This is a genomic window from Acidobacteriota bacterium (assembly GCA_039028635.1).
Lineage (GTDB): Bacteria > Acidobacteriota > Thermoanaerobaculia > Multivoradales > JBCCEF01 > JBCCEF01.
Genome location: JBCCHV010000011.1, coordinates 29,486 through 44,167 on the forward strand (window position 1 = coordinate 29,486; position 14,682 = coordinate 44,167).

Annotated in this window: 8 protein-coding genes; 6 read left to right on the top strand and 2 right to left on the bottom strand. The window is 64.2% G+C overall.

Going from position 1 to position 14,682, the window contains the following annotated elements; translation table 11 throughout:
• Positions 1 to 82 precede the first annotated feature (82 nt).
• The 6 genes from AAF604_06705 to AAF604_06730 all read left to right on the top strand — a co-directional run bounded on the left by AAF604_06705 (position 83) and on the right by AAF604_06730 (position 11,474).
• Positions 83 to 2,017 carry an ABC-F family ATP-binding cassette domain-containing protein gene (locus AAF604_06705; GenBank protein MEM7049329.1) on the top strand — a complete coding sequence of 645 codons (1,935 nt, stop codon included), beginning with the start codon at positions 83 to 85 and terminating at the stop codon, positions 2,015 to 2,017.
• A 128-nt stretch (positions 2,018 to 2,145) separates the two neighbouring features.
• Positions 2,146 to 2,829: a sigma-70 family RNA polymerase sigma factor gene (locus AAF604_06710; GenBank protein MEM7049330.1), complete on the top strand. Its 684-nt coding sequence runs from the start codon at positions 2,146 to 2,148 to the stop codon at positions 2,827 to 2,829.
• On the top strand, positions 2,813 to 3,874 hold the full coding sequence (locus AAF604_06715; protein ID MEM7049331.1) for a zf-HC2 domain-containing protein: 1,062 nt from the start codon (positions 2,813 to 2,815) through the stop codon (positions 3,872 to 3,874). Before AAF604_06710 ends, AAF604_06715 begins: the two co-directional genes overlap by 17 nt.
• Positions 3,875 to 3,985: 111 nt before the next feature.
• Positions 3,986 to 7,225, top strand: coding sequence for a hypothetical protein (locus tag AAF604_06720; protein ID MEM7049332.1), 3,240 nt, complete (start codon positions 3,986 to 3,988; stop codon positions 7,223 to 7,225).
• Between the two features lie 156 nt (positions 7,226 to 7,381).
• Positions 7,382 to 9,724 carry a tyrosinase family protein gene (locus tag AAF604_06725; GenBank protein MEM7049333.1) on the top strand — a complete coding sequence of 781 codons (2,343 nt, stop codon included), beginning with the start codon at positions 7,382 to 7,384 and terminating at the stop codon, positions 9,722 to 9,724.
• 106 nt (positions 9,725 to 9,830) lie between these two features.
• Positions 9,831 to 11,474, top strand: a complete 1,644-nt coding sequence (locus AAF604_06730; protein ID MEM7049334.1) for an SCO family protein — start codon at positions 9,831 to 9,833, stop codon at positions 11,472 to 11,474.
• Between the two features lie 96 nt (positions 11,475 to 11,570).
• Here AAF604_06730 and AAF604_06735 read toward each other — a convergent pair whose 3' ends face one another.
• Entirely contained in the window at positions 11,571 to 12,455 is an 885-nt protein-coding gene (locus tag AAF604_06735; GenBank protein MEM7049335.1) for a hypothetical protein, read from the bottom strand.
• A gap of 54 nt (positions 12,456 to 12,509) precedes the next feature.
• The gene (locus AAF604_06740; GenBank protein ID MEM7049336.1) at positions 12,510 to 14,549 is read right to left on the bottom strand and encodes a hypothetical protein; all 2,040 of its coding nucleotides are present in this window, start codon (positions 14,547 to 14,549) and stop codon (positions 12,510 to 12,512) included.
• Positions 14,550 to 14,682 lie beyond the last annotated feature (133 nt).

Sequence of the window (14,682 nt, forward strand, 5' to 3'; positions counted from 1 at the left end):
GCCCGCCAGCAGCCTGCGAACCCCCTCCAGGTCCGTCCATCGGGTGGTGACGGCCCAGCCCCCTTGATAGGGTCGAAGGCCCATGATCGCCGTCTCCGAGCTGGGCAAATCCTACGGCCCTCAGACCCTTTTCAAGGGCGTTTCGATGCAGTTCAACCCCGGCAACCGCTATGGGCTGGTGGGGGCCAACGGCTCCGGAAAATCGACCTTCCTCAAGATCCTGTCGGGCCAGGAACTGGCCAGCGAAGGGACCCTTTCGATCCCCAAGCGGCTACGCCTGGGTGTCCTCAAACAGGATCACTTCGAGCTCGAAGAGCACGCCATTCTGGACGTCGCCATGATGGGCGCCGGCGAGGTCTGGACGGCCATGGCCGAGAAGGAAAAACTCCTCGCCAAGGCCGACGAATCCTTCGACGCGGATCGCTACTCGGAGCTCGAGGACATCATCCTGCGCCACGACGGCTATACCCTCGAGGCACGCGCCGGCGAGGTGCTCGAAGGCCTCGGCATCCCGACCAGCCAGCATCGCTTGCCGCTCTCGACCCTCTCCGGCGGCTTCAAGCTGCGGGTACTCCTCGCCCAGGTGCTGGCCGCCAACCCCGATGCTCTGCTCCTCGACGAGCCCACCAACCATCTCGACATCGTCTCGATCCGATGGCTGGAGAAGTTCCTCGTCGACTACCCGGGCTGCGCCGTGGTGATCTCCCACGACCATCGGTTTCTCGACAACGTCTGCAATCACATCGCCGATGTCGACTACGAGACCATCCGTCTCTACACCGGCAACTACAGCGCCTTCAGCCTGGCCAAGGTCGAGGAGCGCAACCGCCGCGAGAAAGAGATCTCGAATCGCGAGAAGCAGCTCGCCGACCACCAGCGTTTCGTCGAGCGTTTCCGCGCCAAGGCGTCGAAGGCGCGCCAGGCGCAGAGCAAGCAGAAGCTCATCGACAAGATGACCGAAGACCTCGAGCCTCTACCCCAGAGCTCTCGGCGCTATCCCAAGTTCAAGATCCGCCAAACCCGCCCGAGTGGCAAGGAAGTGCTGATCCTCGAAGACATCAGCAAGGCCTATGGCGAGAAACAGGTCTTGGAGAACGTCTCGCTGACGGTACGGCGCGGCGATCGCCTGGCGATCCTCGGCCCCAACGGCATCGGCAAGTCGACCCTGCTCAAGATCGTCATGGGCGTCGTCGAGCAGGACGCGGGGACCTCGGAGTGGGGCTACGAAGCCCGCCCCGGGTACTTCGCCCAGGATCACAAGGAGCTCCTCGGCGACCCCAAGCAAACCGTCGAAGGCTGGCTGTGGGACATCTGCCCGATGGAGCCGATCGGCTTCGTCCGCGGCCAGCTCGGGCTGATGCTGTTTTCCGGCGACGAGGCGGAGAAGAAGGTCGGCAGCCTCTCCGGTGGCGAAGCGGCGCGCCTCGTCTTCAGTCGTCTGGCGGTCGAGAAGCCCAATCTGCTGCTCCTCGACGAGCCCACCAACCACCTCGATCTCGAAGCCATCGAGGCTCTGGTCCAGGGCCTGCGGGACTACGACGGTACGCTGATTTTCGTTTCCCACGACCGCTGGTTCGTCTCGCAGCTCGCCGAGCGCATTCTCGAGATCACGCCCGAGGGCATTCAGGACTTCGCCGGCAGCTACGACGAGTACCTCGAGCACTGTGGCGACGACCACCTCGACGCCGACACCGTGCTGCTCAAGGCGCGCAAGGACAAACGCAAGGCCAAGCCCTCCAAGGCCCCTTCGAAGAATGATCAGAATCGCCATCGCAAGGAACGCCGTCGCCTCGAGGCGCGGCGCGACGAGATCACCTCCGAGGTCGAGAAGCTCGAAGCGCGCATCCACGAGATCAACGAGCTCTTCTGCGATCCGACCTACTTCGACCGCACGCCGCGCAAGGAGGTGAACAAGCTCGAAGCGGAGCAGAAAAAGCGCCGCGAAGAAATCGACCGCTTGATGGGCGCTTGGGAGGAAATCGAGGAGCAGCTCGAAGGCCTGCCGGCCGCCGACTGAGCCCAAGGCCCTCTCGCCAGGGACCGGCAGAAGCACACCGGCGGGCCAAGGAATTCTTCTCGTCGCCCGTAGAAAGCTATGATGACGCCGCTGAGCCCGAACCCCAATGGAGGCGAGACAGGAGAATCGTGAGCGATTCCGATGGGGAGATTCTCGTCTCCTTGCAGGATGGCGGCTTGCGCCAGGATGCCGGCGAAGCGGCCCCCGAAGACCCGTCCGCAACCGCCCGGATCGTCCGCGATCTGCAGCGCGGAGTAAACCTCGAAGCCGGTTTTCGGAACCTCTTCGACCGATACTATTGGCCCCTTTACCGGAGCTTCCGGCGTCGGGGTTTTTCTGAAGAGGAGACGAGGGACTTGGTGCAGGACGTCTTTGTCGGCGTTCATCAGAGCGTCGCGACCTACCGCTGGGAAGCGCCCTTCGAAGCCTGGCTCCTGGGCCTGGCGCGCAACGCCGCCCGCAAGCGCCTGCGGGTCATCGTGCATCGCCGGAGCGGTCGCGAGCTACCCCTCGAGACCACCCTCGACGGCGAGCCGATCGAGCTTCCGACGCTGGCCAGCGACGACCCCCTGGCGGACTTTCTGCGCCTCGAACGCGGCGACGCCCTGCGCACCGCCGTCGCCGACCTGCCACCCCGGATGAGAGCTTGCGTCCAGCTCTGGCTCGAACGCGATCTCTCCTACGTCGAGATCGCCGAAGTACTGCAAATCGCCGAGGACACGGTCAAGGTCCACATGTTCCAAGCCCGCAAACGGCTGCGCCAAGCGCTGCGGCCGGCGAACGACGAGAGGCGAGATGAGCACGGACCCTGACCTCCACCCGAGCCTCGAGGAGCTCGTCGCCTACCGCCGAGGACGCTTGACGGAGGAGCGGACGGCCGAGGTGCAAGCCCATCTCGCCGAATGCCGCGGCGATTGCCCCGAGTCGGTGCTCGACCTGGCCGACCTGGAAGCCCCCGACGAGGAGCGGCCCCTGGCGCAGTGGGAGGAGCAGAAGCTCGCCGCCTGGCAGGCCCTCGACCGACGGTTGTCTTTCGGCGAAGACGAAGTCGCCGGCCGCGGCGAGAGGACTCGGGAGGCGGCTTTCGAGGCTTCGTCGGACGAAGCTCTCGAGGAAATAGTCTCGCCGCCACCGATCGACGGAGGCGAGGAATCCCCCGAGGGGGACGTGATCGACTTCCTGACGCGCGGGGAGCTCCGCAAAAACCCCTGGTTCTTCGCCGCAGCGGCCCTCCTGGTGGCGACTCTCGCCTTGGTCTTCTTCCTGACTCAAAGCCGTCAGGAGGCGGCCCGCTGGGAGCGACAGGCCCGGGCAGCCAGCTCGAGCAGTCCGTCGACGGCAGGAACACCCGCCGAGATCCGAGCCGAGCTGCAGGCCGAGCTCCGGGCCGAGACGGAACGCCGAACGCACGAGCTCGGCGAGCAGCTCGAGTCCGCCCAGGATCAGGTCGCCGAGCTTTCGCGTCGCCTCGACCAGCTGACGTCCGACGTCGGCACGCCGCCGACGCCGCAGCTCTTCGTTCCCGGAGCGGACCTGTTTCCGGACAGCTTCGTGCGCGGCAGCGGTCAACGCAATGAGCTCGAGATCCCGGCGGCCATGGACCGCTTCACGGTCACCCTCAATCTCTCCGATGCCGGCGCCCACGACGCCTACCGCCTGCTGATTCGACAGCCCGACGGCGATCTGCTGTGGCTCGGCAACGGCCTCCTGCTGAGCGACCTCGGCAACTTCTCGGTTCTGCTGTCGCGTCGCGCCTTCCCCGCCGCCGACTATCGATTCGACCTCGAAGGCCAGGAATCGAATGGCGCCTGGACCCTTCTCGAGAGCTATCAGCTCACCCTGCGCGACCTGCCCTAGCCCAGCTTCGAAACCGCGCGTCACCTTCCTCCACCGGCTCCGCCAGAGCAGGAGCCACCTGCTATCTTTGCGAGCCGACTCGATCAACTCTCGAGGGAGGATTCCGGAGCCGTGCCACGGCCCTTTCGCCTCGCCATCCTGCTGTTCGCCCTCGGGCTCGCCCTGTCACCGCACCTGGCGGCCAGCCCCTGCCCCGACAGCCTGCGCCTCGGCCTGCCCGGCCCGGCGGCCGACTCGGAGCGTCTCGAAGGCGCCATCACCGCTTTTCTCGCCGACCTCTTCGCCCAGCGCGGCCGCTGCACCGACCTTCGCACCCTCGAGCTACGTCTGGCCTTCGGCAATGGCTATGAGCTGCTCGATTGGCTCGACTCGGGAGCCCTCGACGGCGCGATCCTCGAGACCCCGGCGATCGCCGTCTTGGAGCGTTCGCGCCGTCCCGCCAGCGCCACCGTTCTCGCCCCCAATCGCTGGCTGCGGGAGATTCCGCTGCCGGCCGAGGTCGTCGCCCTGCTGCCGACCGGCGGCGAGACGAGTTGGAGATCCACCAGCCCACAAGGCTTCCGCAGCATGACCGCCCGAGAGCTCGTCGCCGGCCTCGCCGCCGGCCGCGAAGATCTGCGCATCGTCACTCCCTGGCATCTCGACGCGAGCTACCTCGAGCTGCTCGCCCTGGGCAGCTCCGTCGCCAGCTCCGTCGCCACCGAAGACACCTTCTGTTCGCGTCTCCTGGACGCCACCGAGATTTCTTTCTCGCAAACCGGCGCCGCCGCACCTGCAGAACGTCACCTGGTGGTGCCTTTTCCCATCGCCGCCGGCCTCTGGCGCACGACGGCCTTTCGCGAGTCCACCGCCGAGCTCCCGGAAGCCTTGGCACACCTCCTCGACCAAAAGCCCCAGCCCCCCGCGCTGACGCCGCTGTTCGAGCTCAGCGAGTACTTCGGTACCCGCCCCTTTTCCTTTCGCGTCGACGAGAGCCTCGAGCTGCTGCGCCGCTCGCCGGACCCCGGCCTCGCCCTGGTGCTCCCTGGAGGGGGGGTCAAGGCCGCATACCAATCTCGCCTCGTCGATCACTTATACGGCGAGGGGCTGCTGAGCAACCGCAGCATCGGCGAGCGCCCCGGCAGCCTGGCCGTCGAGTCGGTGGTCGGCACCAGCGGCGGAGCGCTACTCGGCTACTTCGTGGCGCGGCTCACCGAGAACGGGCCCTGGAATCTCACCGATCTGCTGTGGATGAAGGGCGAGGGCGACGGCAGCCGCTTTCTCAACAGCGGCGACATCTTTCCGGGCGGCGACATGCTGCGCTACGCCAGCGTCCTGGTCACTTTCCTGGTGTTCAGCGCCCTCCTCCTGATCGCCTCGTTTCCGAACCGCAGTCGACTGCACCCCCCGGAGACCGCGCACCGCGCCGATCATCACCACACCTGGCGCACCCGCTTGACCATGGGCGCCGCCTGGTTCCTGTTCGTGATTCCACTGCTGGTCAAAGCGATTCACAGCGACGATCTGCGCGAGCACATTCCGGAGATCGAAGGCTTGATCTTCGCCCTCGCCACCTTTCTGGCGGTGTCCGCCGATCAGCTCCTGATTCGCCAGCCGGGCGCCCGCCTGGCCCTGAAGCGAAGCTCGCTGTGGCCGGCCGTCGCCCTCCTCGTCGGCGGAGCCGTGGCGATTCTCGTGCCGTTCCTCTTCGGCTCCTCCTGGAAGGATGGCGATGCCCCCTTTGGCCTCTCCTTCACCGCCCTCTACCTGCTCCTGATCGTCGCCACCGTCGCCCTGCTGCGGGTGCGGCGCGCGCACACCCGCTGGCATCGGCGCAAGGTCATCGCCTTCGCCGTCGAAGCGCTGGTCGCCGCCCTCCTGGTCTTGCTCCTGCACCGCTGGCTGGGCGACCTGTTCAAAGCCTGGGGCGAGGCCGGCATCGTCTTTTCCGGCTTCCTCCTCGTCGCCATCGTCCTGGTCGCCACCGAAGGCCTGCCGCAGCGCTTTGCCAAGGCCGGGGAAGGCGCCACCGCCTTCTTCTATCTGCTGCTCTTCAGCCTGGTGGTGTTCAGCCTGACGCGACCGGAGGAGACCAGCACCGGCCTGCTGCCCTGGACCGCCCCGTCACGGCTCGACCTGCCCCTCGGCGCTCTGCTCGTCAGCCTTGGCGCCCTGCTCGTCTTCGCCGGCCTGATCACCCTCGTCCACGCCAGCGACGGTCGCTACCGCATCGCCGATCGGCGCGGCTTCTTCGCCGCCTTGCTGGTCGCCGTGGTCCACGTCCTGCTGGTCCACGGCACCCTCGTTCTGATGTCGATGGGTGACTTCTCGATGCTCGAGCTCACTTCGGCCTTTTGGATCCGCCTGCTCGTCGCCGCCGCAGCCGCCGCACTGATCATGATCGGCGCCGCCTGGCGCTGGCCCGACTCCAGCCTCGCCCGTGGCTTGCGCTACCTGGCCGCATTCCACCCCAACGGCACCCTGGTCCACCGTCGTCTGAGCCGCTTCGGCGGCATCGCCCTGCTCGCCTTCCTGTGGTGGAACCTCACCGTCGCCCCGGCCCTCTACGGCAATCGCCAGGCGGTGGACTATCTCGCCGGCGCCATCGCACGCTTCGACCGCGCTCAGGACGATCAGACCGCGCGCCTCACCGCCGACTTCATCGTGCCCACCAACGTCCTCGACGATCCCGCCGGCGGAACTCGGCTCTTTTTGTTCTCGCCCGGCCGCGCCAAGAACCTCTCGCCTCCGGTGGGCTCCGGCACGCAATGGTCTTCCATCGGCACCGACTTCGCCGACGGCCGCGTGGGCGATCCCCGCGTCCTGCGCCACCGCGACGTCCTCGAGCGGGTGATCATGGCCTCCGGCTCGCCGTTCCCGATTTTTCCCGCCACTCGCGTCGCCGGCCTCCCGGGCCGGCCCCAGGAAGAGGCGATGGTCGACGGCGGCTTCTCCAACCTGGTGCCGATCGAAGCCGCCCTCACCGCCGGCGCCCGCCAAGTGCTAATCCTCCACTCCACCCATCCCCTCGGTCACGCCAGCGCCAAGGGCCGGACCGAGCCACGCGAGGGCGAGCGCCGCGAATCCCTCCGCGGCGAGCTCTTCCTCAACCTCGAGCGCCTCCCCGGCTACCTCTTCGAACGCTCCCAACGCACCGACCGGGTGCGCCGCCGGGAGCTCCTGGTGGTCTCCCTCGCCCCACCCCAGAGCCACCGCGACTGGCCGCCCCTGTTCGACTTTCGGGAGTCCACCGTCGAACGCATGACGACCACCGCGGAGCAGGATCTCGCGGGCCGCATCGGCCTGGTTGAGAGCTGGGGCCAGCCGAGGTTCCAGGCCAGCCGTCGGCTGACCAAGGGCCCCACAGGTTAGCCCGATCAGCACATTGACTGAGCAGTTCGAAAGAACTAATATAAGAAAATAATACTAACGATTGGGAACGGAAAGGGCCATCCGTCGGCACGCTGCCGCCGAATGTGTCGACGATGACGCATGGGCTCGAATCCACTCGCGAAACCCTGGAGCACCATGCAAGTAGAAATCAAGATCAACTGTCCGGATCCGAAAACCGACTTGCACATCCCCTACGTCGCCTGGGGTCCTGCGATCTGCCACCTCCGCGTGCTCGAAGGTACCGGCGAAACGAAGCTCTTTCTCCGCACCCGGAACCTGGGAGTCGGGCGGATCGTGTTCACCGATGCCCAGCGGGAGACTGTCTACCCGACGGCCACCTTGACCTGCAAAAACGACGAATGGACCACCTTCCACATCGCGGGTGAATTCGGTAACGCCAGCACTTGGGACCAAGACATCGAGCTCAACGTCTACGAGGACGAACCGAGCGAGGCCCCCCAGGCCGAGCCCATCGCAACCGAACCGCTGATGGTGCGGGTTCGCAAGGATGCCGAAACCCTGACCCCGGACGAGAGAAAACGTTTTGTCCGTGCGTTTGCCGTCCTGAATCAAAAAGACAGGTATGAGTTCTACAAACAGTTCACGGACATGCACATCTCGAACACCGACGACGAGATTCACAAGTACGAGAACTTTCTACCTTGGCATCGGCTGTATCTGTTGAATCTGGAGCGCGACCTCCAGGCCATCGATGCGAGCGTTTCCCTCCACTACTGGCGCTGGGACTTTCCCGCCCCCAGCCTCTTCTCGTCGAGTTTCGGCGGCCGCATGAACGTCGTCACCGGCGGCAGCGGATTCAGACCTTTCTTTTCCTCCGACAACCCCTGGCGCAACTGGAATCCCCCGGGATCGGCTGCGCTCCTGCGGTCGGCCTACCAATGGCCGGTAACCCAAAATGGCGGCTACGATGTGCTGATCACCCGCAAAGCTCCGGAGGCCTACGCCATCGCCATGGGAAATGGCAAGTACCGGGGCCTATTCTTTGTGGAAGGTCGCGAACGCGGTGTGCACCCCGGACTGGTCTTCAGCAATCCCCACGGCGGCGGCCACAGGAGCTTCCGGGGCCTGATCGCCGAAATCGCCACCGCCCCTCAGGACCCGGTGTTCTTCATGCTGCATTCGAATGTCGATCGCCTGTGGGCCGTGTGGCAAAACTACTGGAACCGCTTCACGCCCACCGAAGAGGAAAGCTACACTCCCCAGGGGAAGAGCCCCGATCGGGAAAAGGGCTTCGGCGCCTACTCCCAGGAAACCCAATGGCCCTGGAACGGTGACAACCGCGACCCCCGACCGCCCCAGGCTCCTTACGGGGAATATCCCACGCCCCGAAAAGGGTACGAGGTTCTTCCCAAGCCGACGGCCACCCCCGACCTCGAGGAGGTGATCGATTACAAGGGCAGGCTCGACCCACACCACGCCGTCGGGTTCGACTACGACAACGTTCCGTTCCATTTCACCCCACCGGAGTTTCCCTCCCCGAGGACCATGGCCGACGATCAAGAGATTCGAAAAATCCTGGACAAAGAGCTGGAGACTACGACTCGCCTCTCGGCCTTGGAATCGACTCGATTCGTCGAGCAGGTCGACGACCATGAGGCCTTGGCTGGAATCGTCTCCGACAAGCAGGAGCCAGCCGAGATCAGGATCAAGGTCATGCACCTCGTGGCTCCCTACATGGGGCATTCCCAGGCCTTCATCGAGAACCTGCTGGAGATTCTCGACGACACTTCTGAACCGGCCGAGGTCCGCCAGGCGGCCATGTCGCAGTTCCGACTGTTCAGTTTGGGTGGCCCCGCCTTCCGGGAGTTCCGGGAGACCGTTCTGCCGGGCCTGAGAAACTTGATCCGGGATGAGGACCCAGAGATCGCCCAGGAAGCGATCGATCTGCTGGCCTATCAGAAAGACGAGTTCCTGCAGCGGGAGCTGCGAGACGGCCTGGAGAACCCCGAACGGGCCTTGACGACGCCGTTCTCCGCCGTCCACTACCTCAGCCTCGATCCCCACGACCACCTCGACCTGTTGCGCGACATCGCCGGGAAATCCGGCGAAGAAGAGGTCCGGGGCCTAGCCATCCGGGCCCTGCGCTCCGATACCGATTCCAGGGATCTCCTGACGGAGCTGTTCCAGAACAAAGACCTGTCGTCGGAGCTCCGGGAGGCCAGCGCCCATGCGCTCGATTCTCAGAATCCGGACGAGTTCCTCGAGGAGTCGATCGCCGCCTTCAAGGACGACGACGAACAGGACCATCGCCTGTTGACGGTGCTGCTTTCGAAGCTCACTCTGTCGGAAGACTTGAGCAGGATCCGCCAGGATACCGACCTGATGAGAAAGCTCCAGGAGCGCGCCAGCCAGGCCAAGGCGCTGCGGGCCGAAGCGACCGAAGGAGACCGCCAGGAAGATGCCTTTGGTTCTCTGCTGGACGAATTGAACTCTCTGATCGATGACCTCGACCCTTAGGCCTTCGGCGGTCTCGGGGCGCCGAGGCTGGGAGCCGGGCATCTTCAGGCGCCGGCGCCGGCACCGTCCCGGCGAGCAATCCAGTGCGCAAATCAGGCGAGGGTCCATGCGAGGGCAACGGCAGGTTCTCGCCGCGACACCCGCATTCGACCGGCACACCCCCGAGGACGAGATCGCCGAGTTCGTGGATCGAGTACGGGCGACGCCGGAACGAAAGCATGCGCTGGTGCCTCTCCTCCGGGAGGCGCACCCTCTCTACCAGGGCCGCGGCACCCAGGAGTGCATTCGGCTGCGGGGCTACCTCCTGGCCGCCTTCGAAGCGACCGGTCTACCCCGCGAGGCTCTGATCTTCGCCCTGGAGGATCTCTACAACACCCGCAGCCCCTACCTCATCGCCGGAGCGGCCATGGCCATCCGGGGCCTCGAGACCCCGCACCCGGAGATCACTCCCTACCTCCTCGAGGCGGTGGTCAACATTCGGCAGAAGGACGACGCGGTGTGCTTCGACTCCTACAAACCCGTCTGGCCGGTGCCCCAGGCCACCTCCGGCCTGCGAGAGGTCTTCAAGACTCTCCGCTGGATGGGCGCTTACGCTGCGGCGGCACTTCCCAAGCTCGCAGAGTACGCCCAGGAATCGGCGGGCTTCCACCGAGAGGTCCGGAAGTTGATCGCCGAGGCGGTCGTGGTCATCGAGTCGGATCACCGGGAGGTGGACTTCTCCTGCTGCGACCCTTCGCCCAAGCTGGCGGGACGGACCACCCACCCTAGAAGGACCCGGGCCAGAAGAATCCCCCTGGAGGGCCTGGTCTTCGAAGACCAGGACGGCGTCGAGATCCGTGCCGAGGCCTTCTTCCGCGGCAAGCCGACGGTGGTCAGCTTCTTCTATACCCGCTGCACCTCGATCAACAAGTGCTCGCTGACGGTGGGCAATACCGGGATCTTGGCTAAGCGGATCGAGCAGATGGGGCTGGCGGGAAAGGTCAATGTGGCCCTCATCACCTACGACCCGGCCTATGACCTACCGGCGCGGATCCGCGTCTACGCCGAAAACCGACGCTGCGAGTTCTCCGACTCCTTCAAGGCCTTGCGGTCAACTCCCGACGCCTTCGAAAGGCTCAAAGATGACTTTGGCCTCGAGGTCGGCTACTCCGCCTCCATCGTCAACCAACATCGGGTCGAAACCTATGTGCTCGATCACCGAGGCCGAACCCGGCACACCCTTTCCCGGATCCAGTGGAGCGTGGACGAGATCACCGATCAGGTGGCCGCGCTGGCGCGAGCGGTCGACGGAAGCAGGGTCCGACGGATTGCCAAAGGGGCTCTAGAAAGCACCGGCGCTACCTTGTTCGCGCTCCTGATCGCCGCTTTCCCCAAATGCCCGCTTTGCTGGGCCGCCTACACGAGCGCCTTCGGGATCGCCGGCCTGACCCAGATCCCCTATACCCCCTGGCTGGTCCCGGTCTTCGCAGCCGGCCTCGGGATCAACCTGTGGGTCCTGCTGCGGTCGCGGGAGCGACGCCATGGCTTGCTCCCCTTCTGGCTCAGTCTCCTGGGGACCGTGACCTTGCTGATCGGCGGGTACTGGCTGCAGAGCAAGGCAGGATCGGTTGGCGGGATCCTGCTGATCCTCACGGGATCTCTGATGAACAGTCTGCCCCAGTCGTGGCACCGACGCCTGCAAGGATGGCGGAAGGGATTGCGCGGCCGGCTGCTGGCGAAGCGAAAGATGGGCGCCGAGGCCAGGGCCTAGGTCGACATTCTCACCGGGCTAGTTTCTGCAGGGCCGTAGCCTCTCGCCGAGAGTGAGGGGGTCGGGTAGATGCCCAAGTTGAGCGCTCCAGCCGGTCTATTGGTCCTCGCCATTGCGCGCACCCGGCCCGGTGACCTCTTCGACGTGGTGACCCGCCAAGGGGTCGGCATTCTCGACGGTCTTGAAGCGTGACGTCAGATCGAGGATCTCCGACTCGAAAATGCCACGTCCACGGTGGTTGCGGCCTTTCTCGAGACGGCACCCATCGGACTGAGAGATCCACGTTTCGGTTTCGGGGAAAGTCCTCCGTAACATCTCGGCAAGAACCCGAAAGAGATCTGTTGGGCCTCGATCTTCGGCGACATCCCGCCCTTCCTCGGCCAACCAGTTGGTCATGCACTCGTCGAGGAAAACTACCGCCGGGCGAAAGTCCGCAGGAATCGAATGAGCAATGCGATCGGCTTGATCCGAACTCAGATCGCGAGAGAAAGCTGCCCAGAGATCGGGCTCCATCGCTGAGATCCACATCACTTCCTCGACGCCCTTGTGAGTTGAGAGACGAAGCTCCATCCGACTGTCGTCGGAAATCTCATCATGGGCCCGATCGAAGAAGTCTCCCAAGCTCTCACCCTCGGCGCCGAAACGAAGCTCGCCTCGCGCCGACCAGCCGGACCTGTCATCCACCAAGTCCTGCGTTTCACGCCCGGTGCTTCCATCGAGCGTCCAGGTAGCAACAGCCTGCCAGGCGTCGTTCGAATCACCGGCCAGAACCCTTCGAACCACGCCGTAGGGCGAATACTCAAGGACGTACAGACCACTTGCCCGAGAGACGCCATGACTGTCCTGCCACCACAATGATCCATGAGCTGCACCTGAGCCCCAGCCGTGATCGGCCCCAGCCAAGCACGCGGCACTCAGAAGACAAAGCGTCACGAAGGTCCCCCAGAAGAGAGTGGCTTCTTTTCGGTGCCTTCGCAGCATCAGAACCTCCTCGATTCACTTGACCTGAGTCGCAGGCGCCCCGGGACAACTCGCCTAGCCACAGTGATCGGATAGACAGATGGTATCGCAGGCTCTGTACTCATTCTCCACCAGCGGAGCAAACTTCCGCTTGCAGGTCGAGTGCGCCTTCTGGGCGTTACAACACGACCTACACCGAGCGCACCTCGTGCCTGCCGGATCGCTCCCGACCTGGTGGGTGCAGGCCTGGACTGCGCTCCAAAACTGGGTGGGATTGTGGGCCTTCTTCAGCAACGCCTTGCAGGCACTGGCAACTCCAACCCCATCGTAGGGTACGTCGAACGAGAAACAGTCGGGCGGCTGCAACTCTTCCTGCCATGCGGAGAAACTCAAATCCGCTTCGGCCGCGGCAGAGGCTGACACCGACGAGCCGTCCCAAGAGAACGGCGACGGGGCGGTGGTCGAAATCGAGTAGGCAGGATACGGCCCCATTTCGCCGCTGCAGGTGTCGTAGTTGACACAGGCCAGAAAACTCACCGACTGACCGTGCTCGAAATCGACGAAGCTCGGCTCGATGGACCCATATGGAATCTCCCAGCAGCAGCCGGTACAGTTGAAGCCGACGGCAGCCTGGCCATCGCGTAGCTGTGCCTCGACCCTCCCGAGCATCGCCCTTGGTCCGGAACGCACTTTCCATTTGAGGAAGCCTCGTGGTAGATCTTTCGGGAGTTTTCGGCCCAGGAGATCCGGCGCACCTTCAGCAACGATCTCCTCGACAGAGAGCCTTCGGGCGCTACCGCCAGAGATACCGAACGGCCCGTAGGCGTAGGTCCCGCCCTGCCAGTAGAACTGGGCCACGATTGAGGCATCACGATGATCGAGGTTGACGAGATCGAGCGTCACGTCATGAGACTTCAACGGTAGTAGTGGGTACTGGCCACTGGCGTGAGCCTCTTCTGCAGCGAAAAAGGTCAGCCATCGTCTTGTTCCAGACCCATCGCTCATCGTCGATCCAGCGACCAGCAGACCGGTGTTGTCACCGGATATACGAAGCCGGGATCCCGGAGCAGTGGCCACGTCGACTTGAACAACTTTCTCACCAGCGACCGAGAGCCTGCGACGACCGATCTGTTCACCACTGGACGACAAAGTCTGCAACGTCACACCTAGTGGCGCGAGCCCAGAATTGAACAGGAGGACGGCCGTGCCACGATCTCGACCCTCTCTGTTCCGCAGGGCCGCTATCGGCAGCGATTCCCACACCGTCGCCTTCGCGTAGGCACCGGAACCCGCCACCTGGTCAAGCGTGCGCCGACCGAGAAGATATGCGCTGCTCAATAGGTCGCCCGGATCGCCGTCGTGACTCAGTGTCAGCCAACCTGTTCCAGGCTCGAACTCAACGCTACGCAATTCTCCGGCCTGGAGCACGAGAGTCCGAACTTTAGACTTCCCTTTCAGGCCGCTTGAGAATCGAACGGAGGCCACAATCGCCTGCCCACCGCGATTGTAAAGCTTGACCATCGGCCGGGCACTGGAATCAGCGGATGGCGTCGTCCAAAAGTAGCTCTTCCGCGCTTGTTCAGAGGTAGTGGGCTCAACCAAGGGTAACTCCATGATCCGAAGACCCTGCTCGAGAACAAGCCACGCCTGGAGCGTGCTGGCGTCGCCGAGAAATGAGAGTCGAAGGGTCCCATTCTCGAAGCCGGGACTGACGCTCACCAAGTCATCCAGAGGAATATCAAGGTGGCGGTTCGGTTCGACTCGATAGCTGCCGAGGGGAAGAGTTCCGAGGTCGAGACGCAGAGCTGCGAGCTCAAAGGTCACCGGATCCGTGACGCTGTTCAGGACGATCAGCCGGGCATCGAGCGAGTTCTCGGTCGAGTAGAAGGGGGCGAAAACCTCAGTGGGCTTGGCTCGAAGCCGGCGCTCCGTCCGGTAGGCTTCTGCCCGTGCCCTGGCTGAAGACGCTCTATCAACTGGGTTCAGACGACTCGATTCGTTCGCTTCTTGTGCCGCAACACTCAGGCACGAGGTCCATCCCGAGAATCCCAGAGACAAGAGCAGAACTCCGTATAAAAGCGAACTCCGAATGCGCTCCCCAACGATGACGATCATCCTTGGCCTCTTGAGTCCATCGAGTCTGCGCACTCGAGATCGGGCACTAGGAAGTAATACTCACAACGTCGACCATTATTCAATAATGTCAATTAAACTTACTCAAGTCAATACTCCGAGACCCGATCGCGGT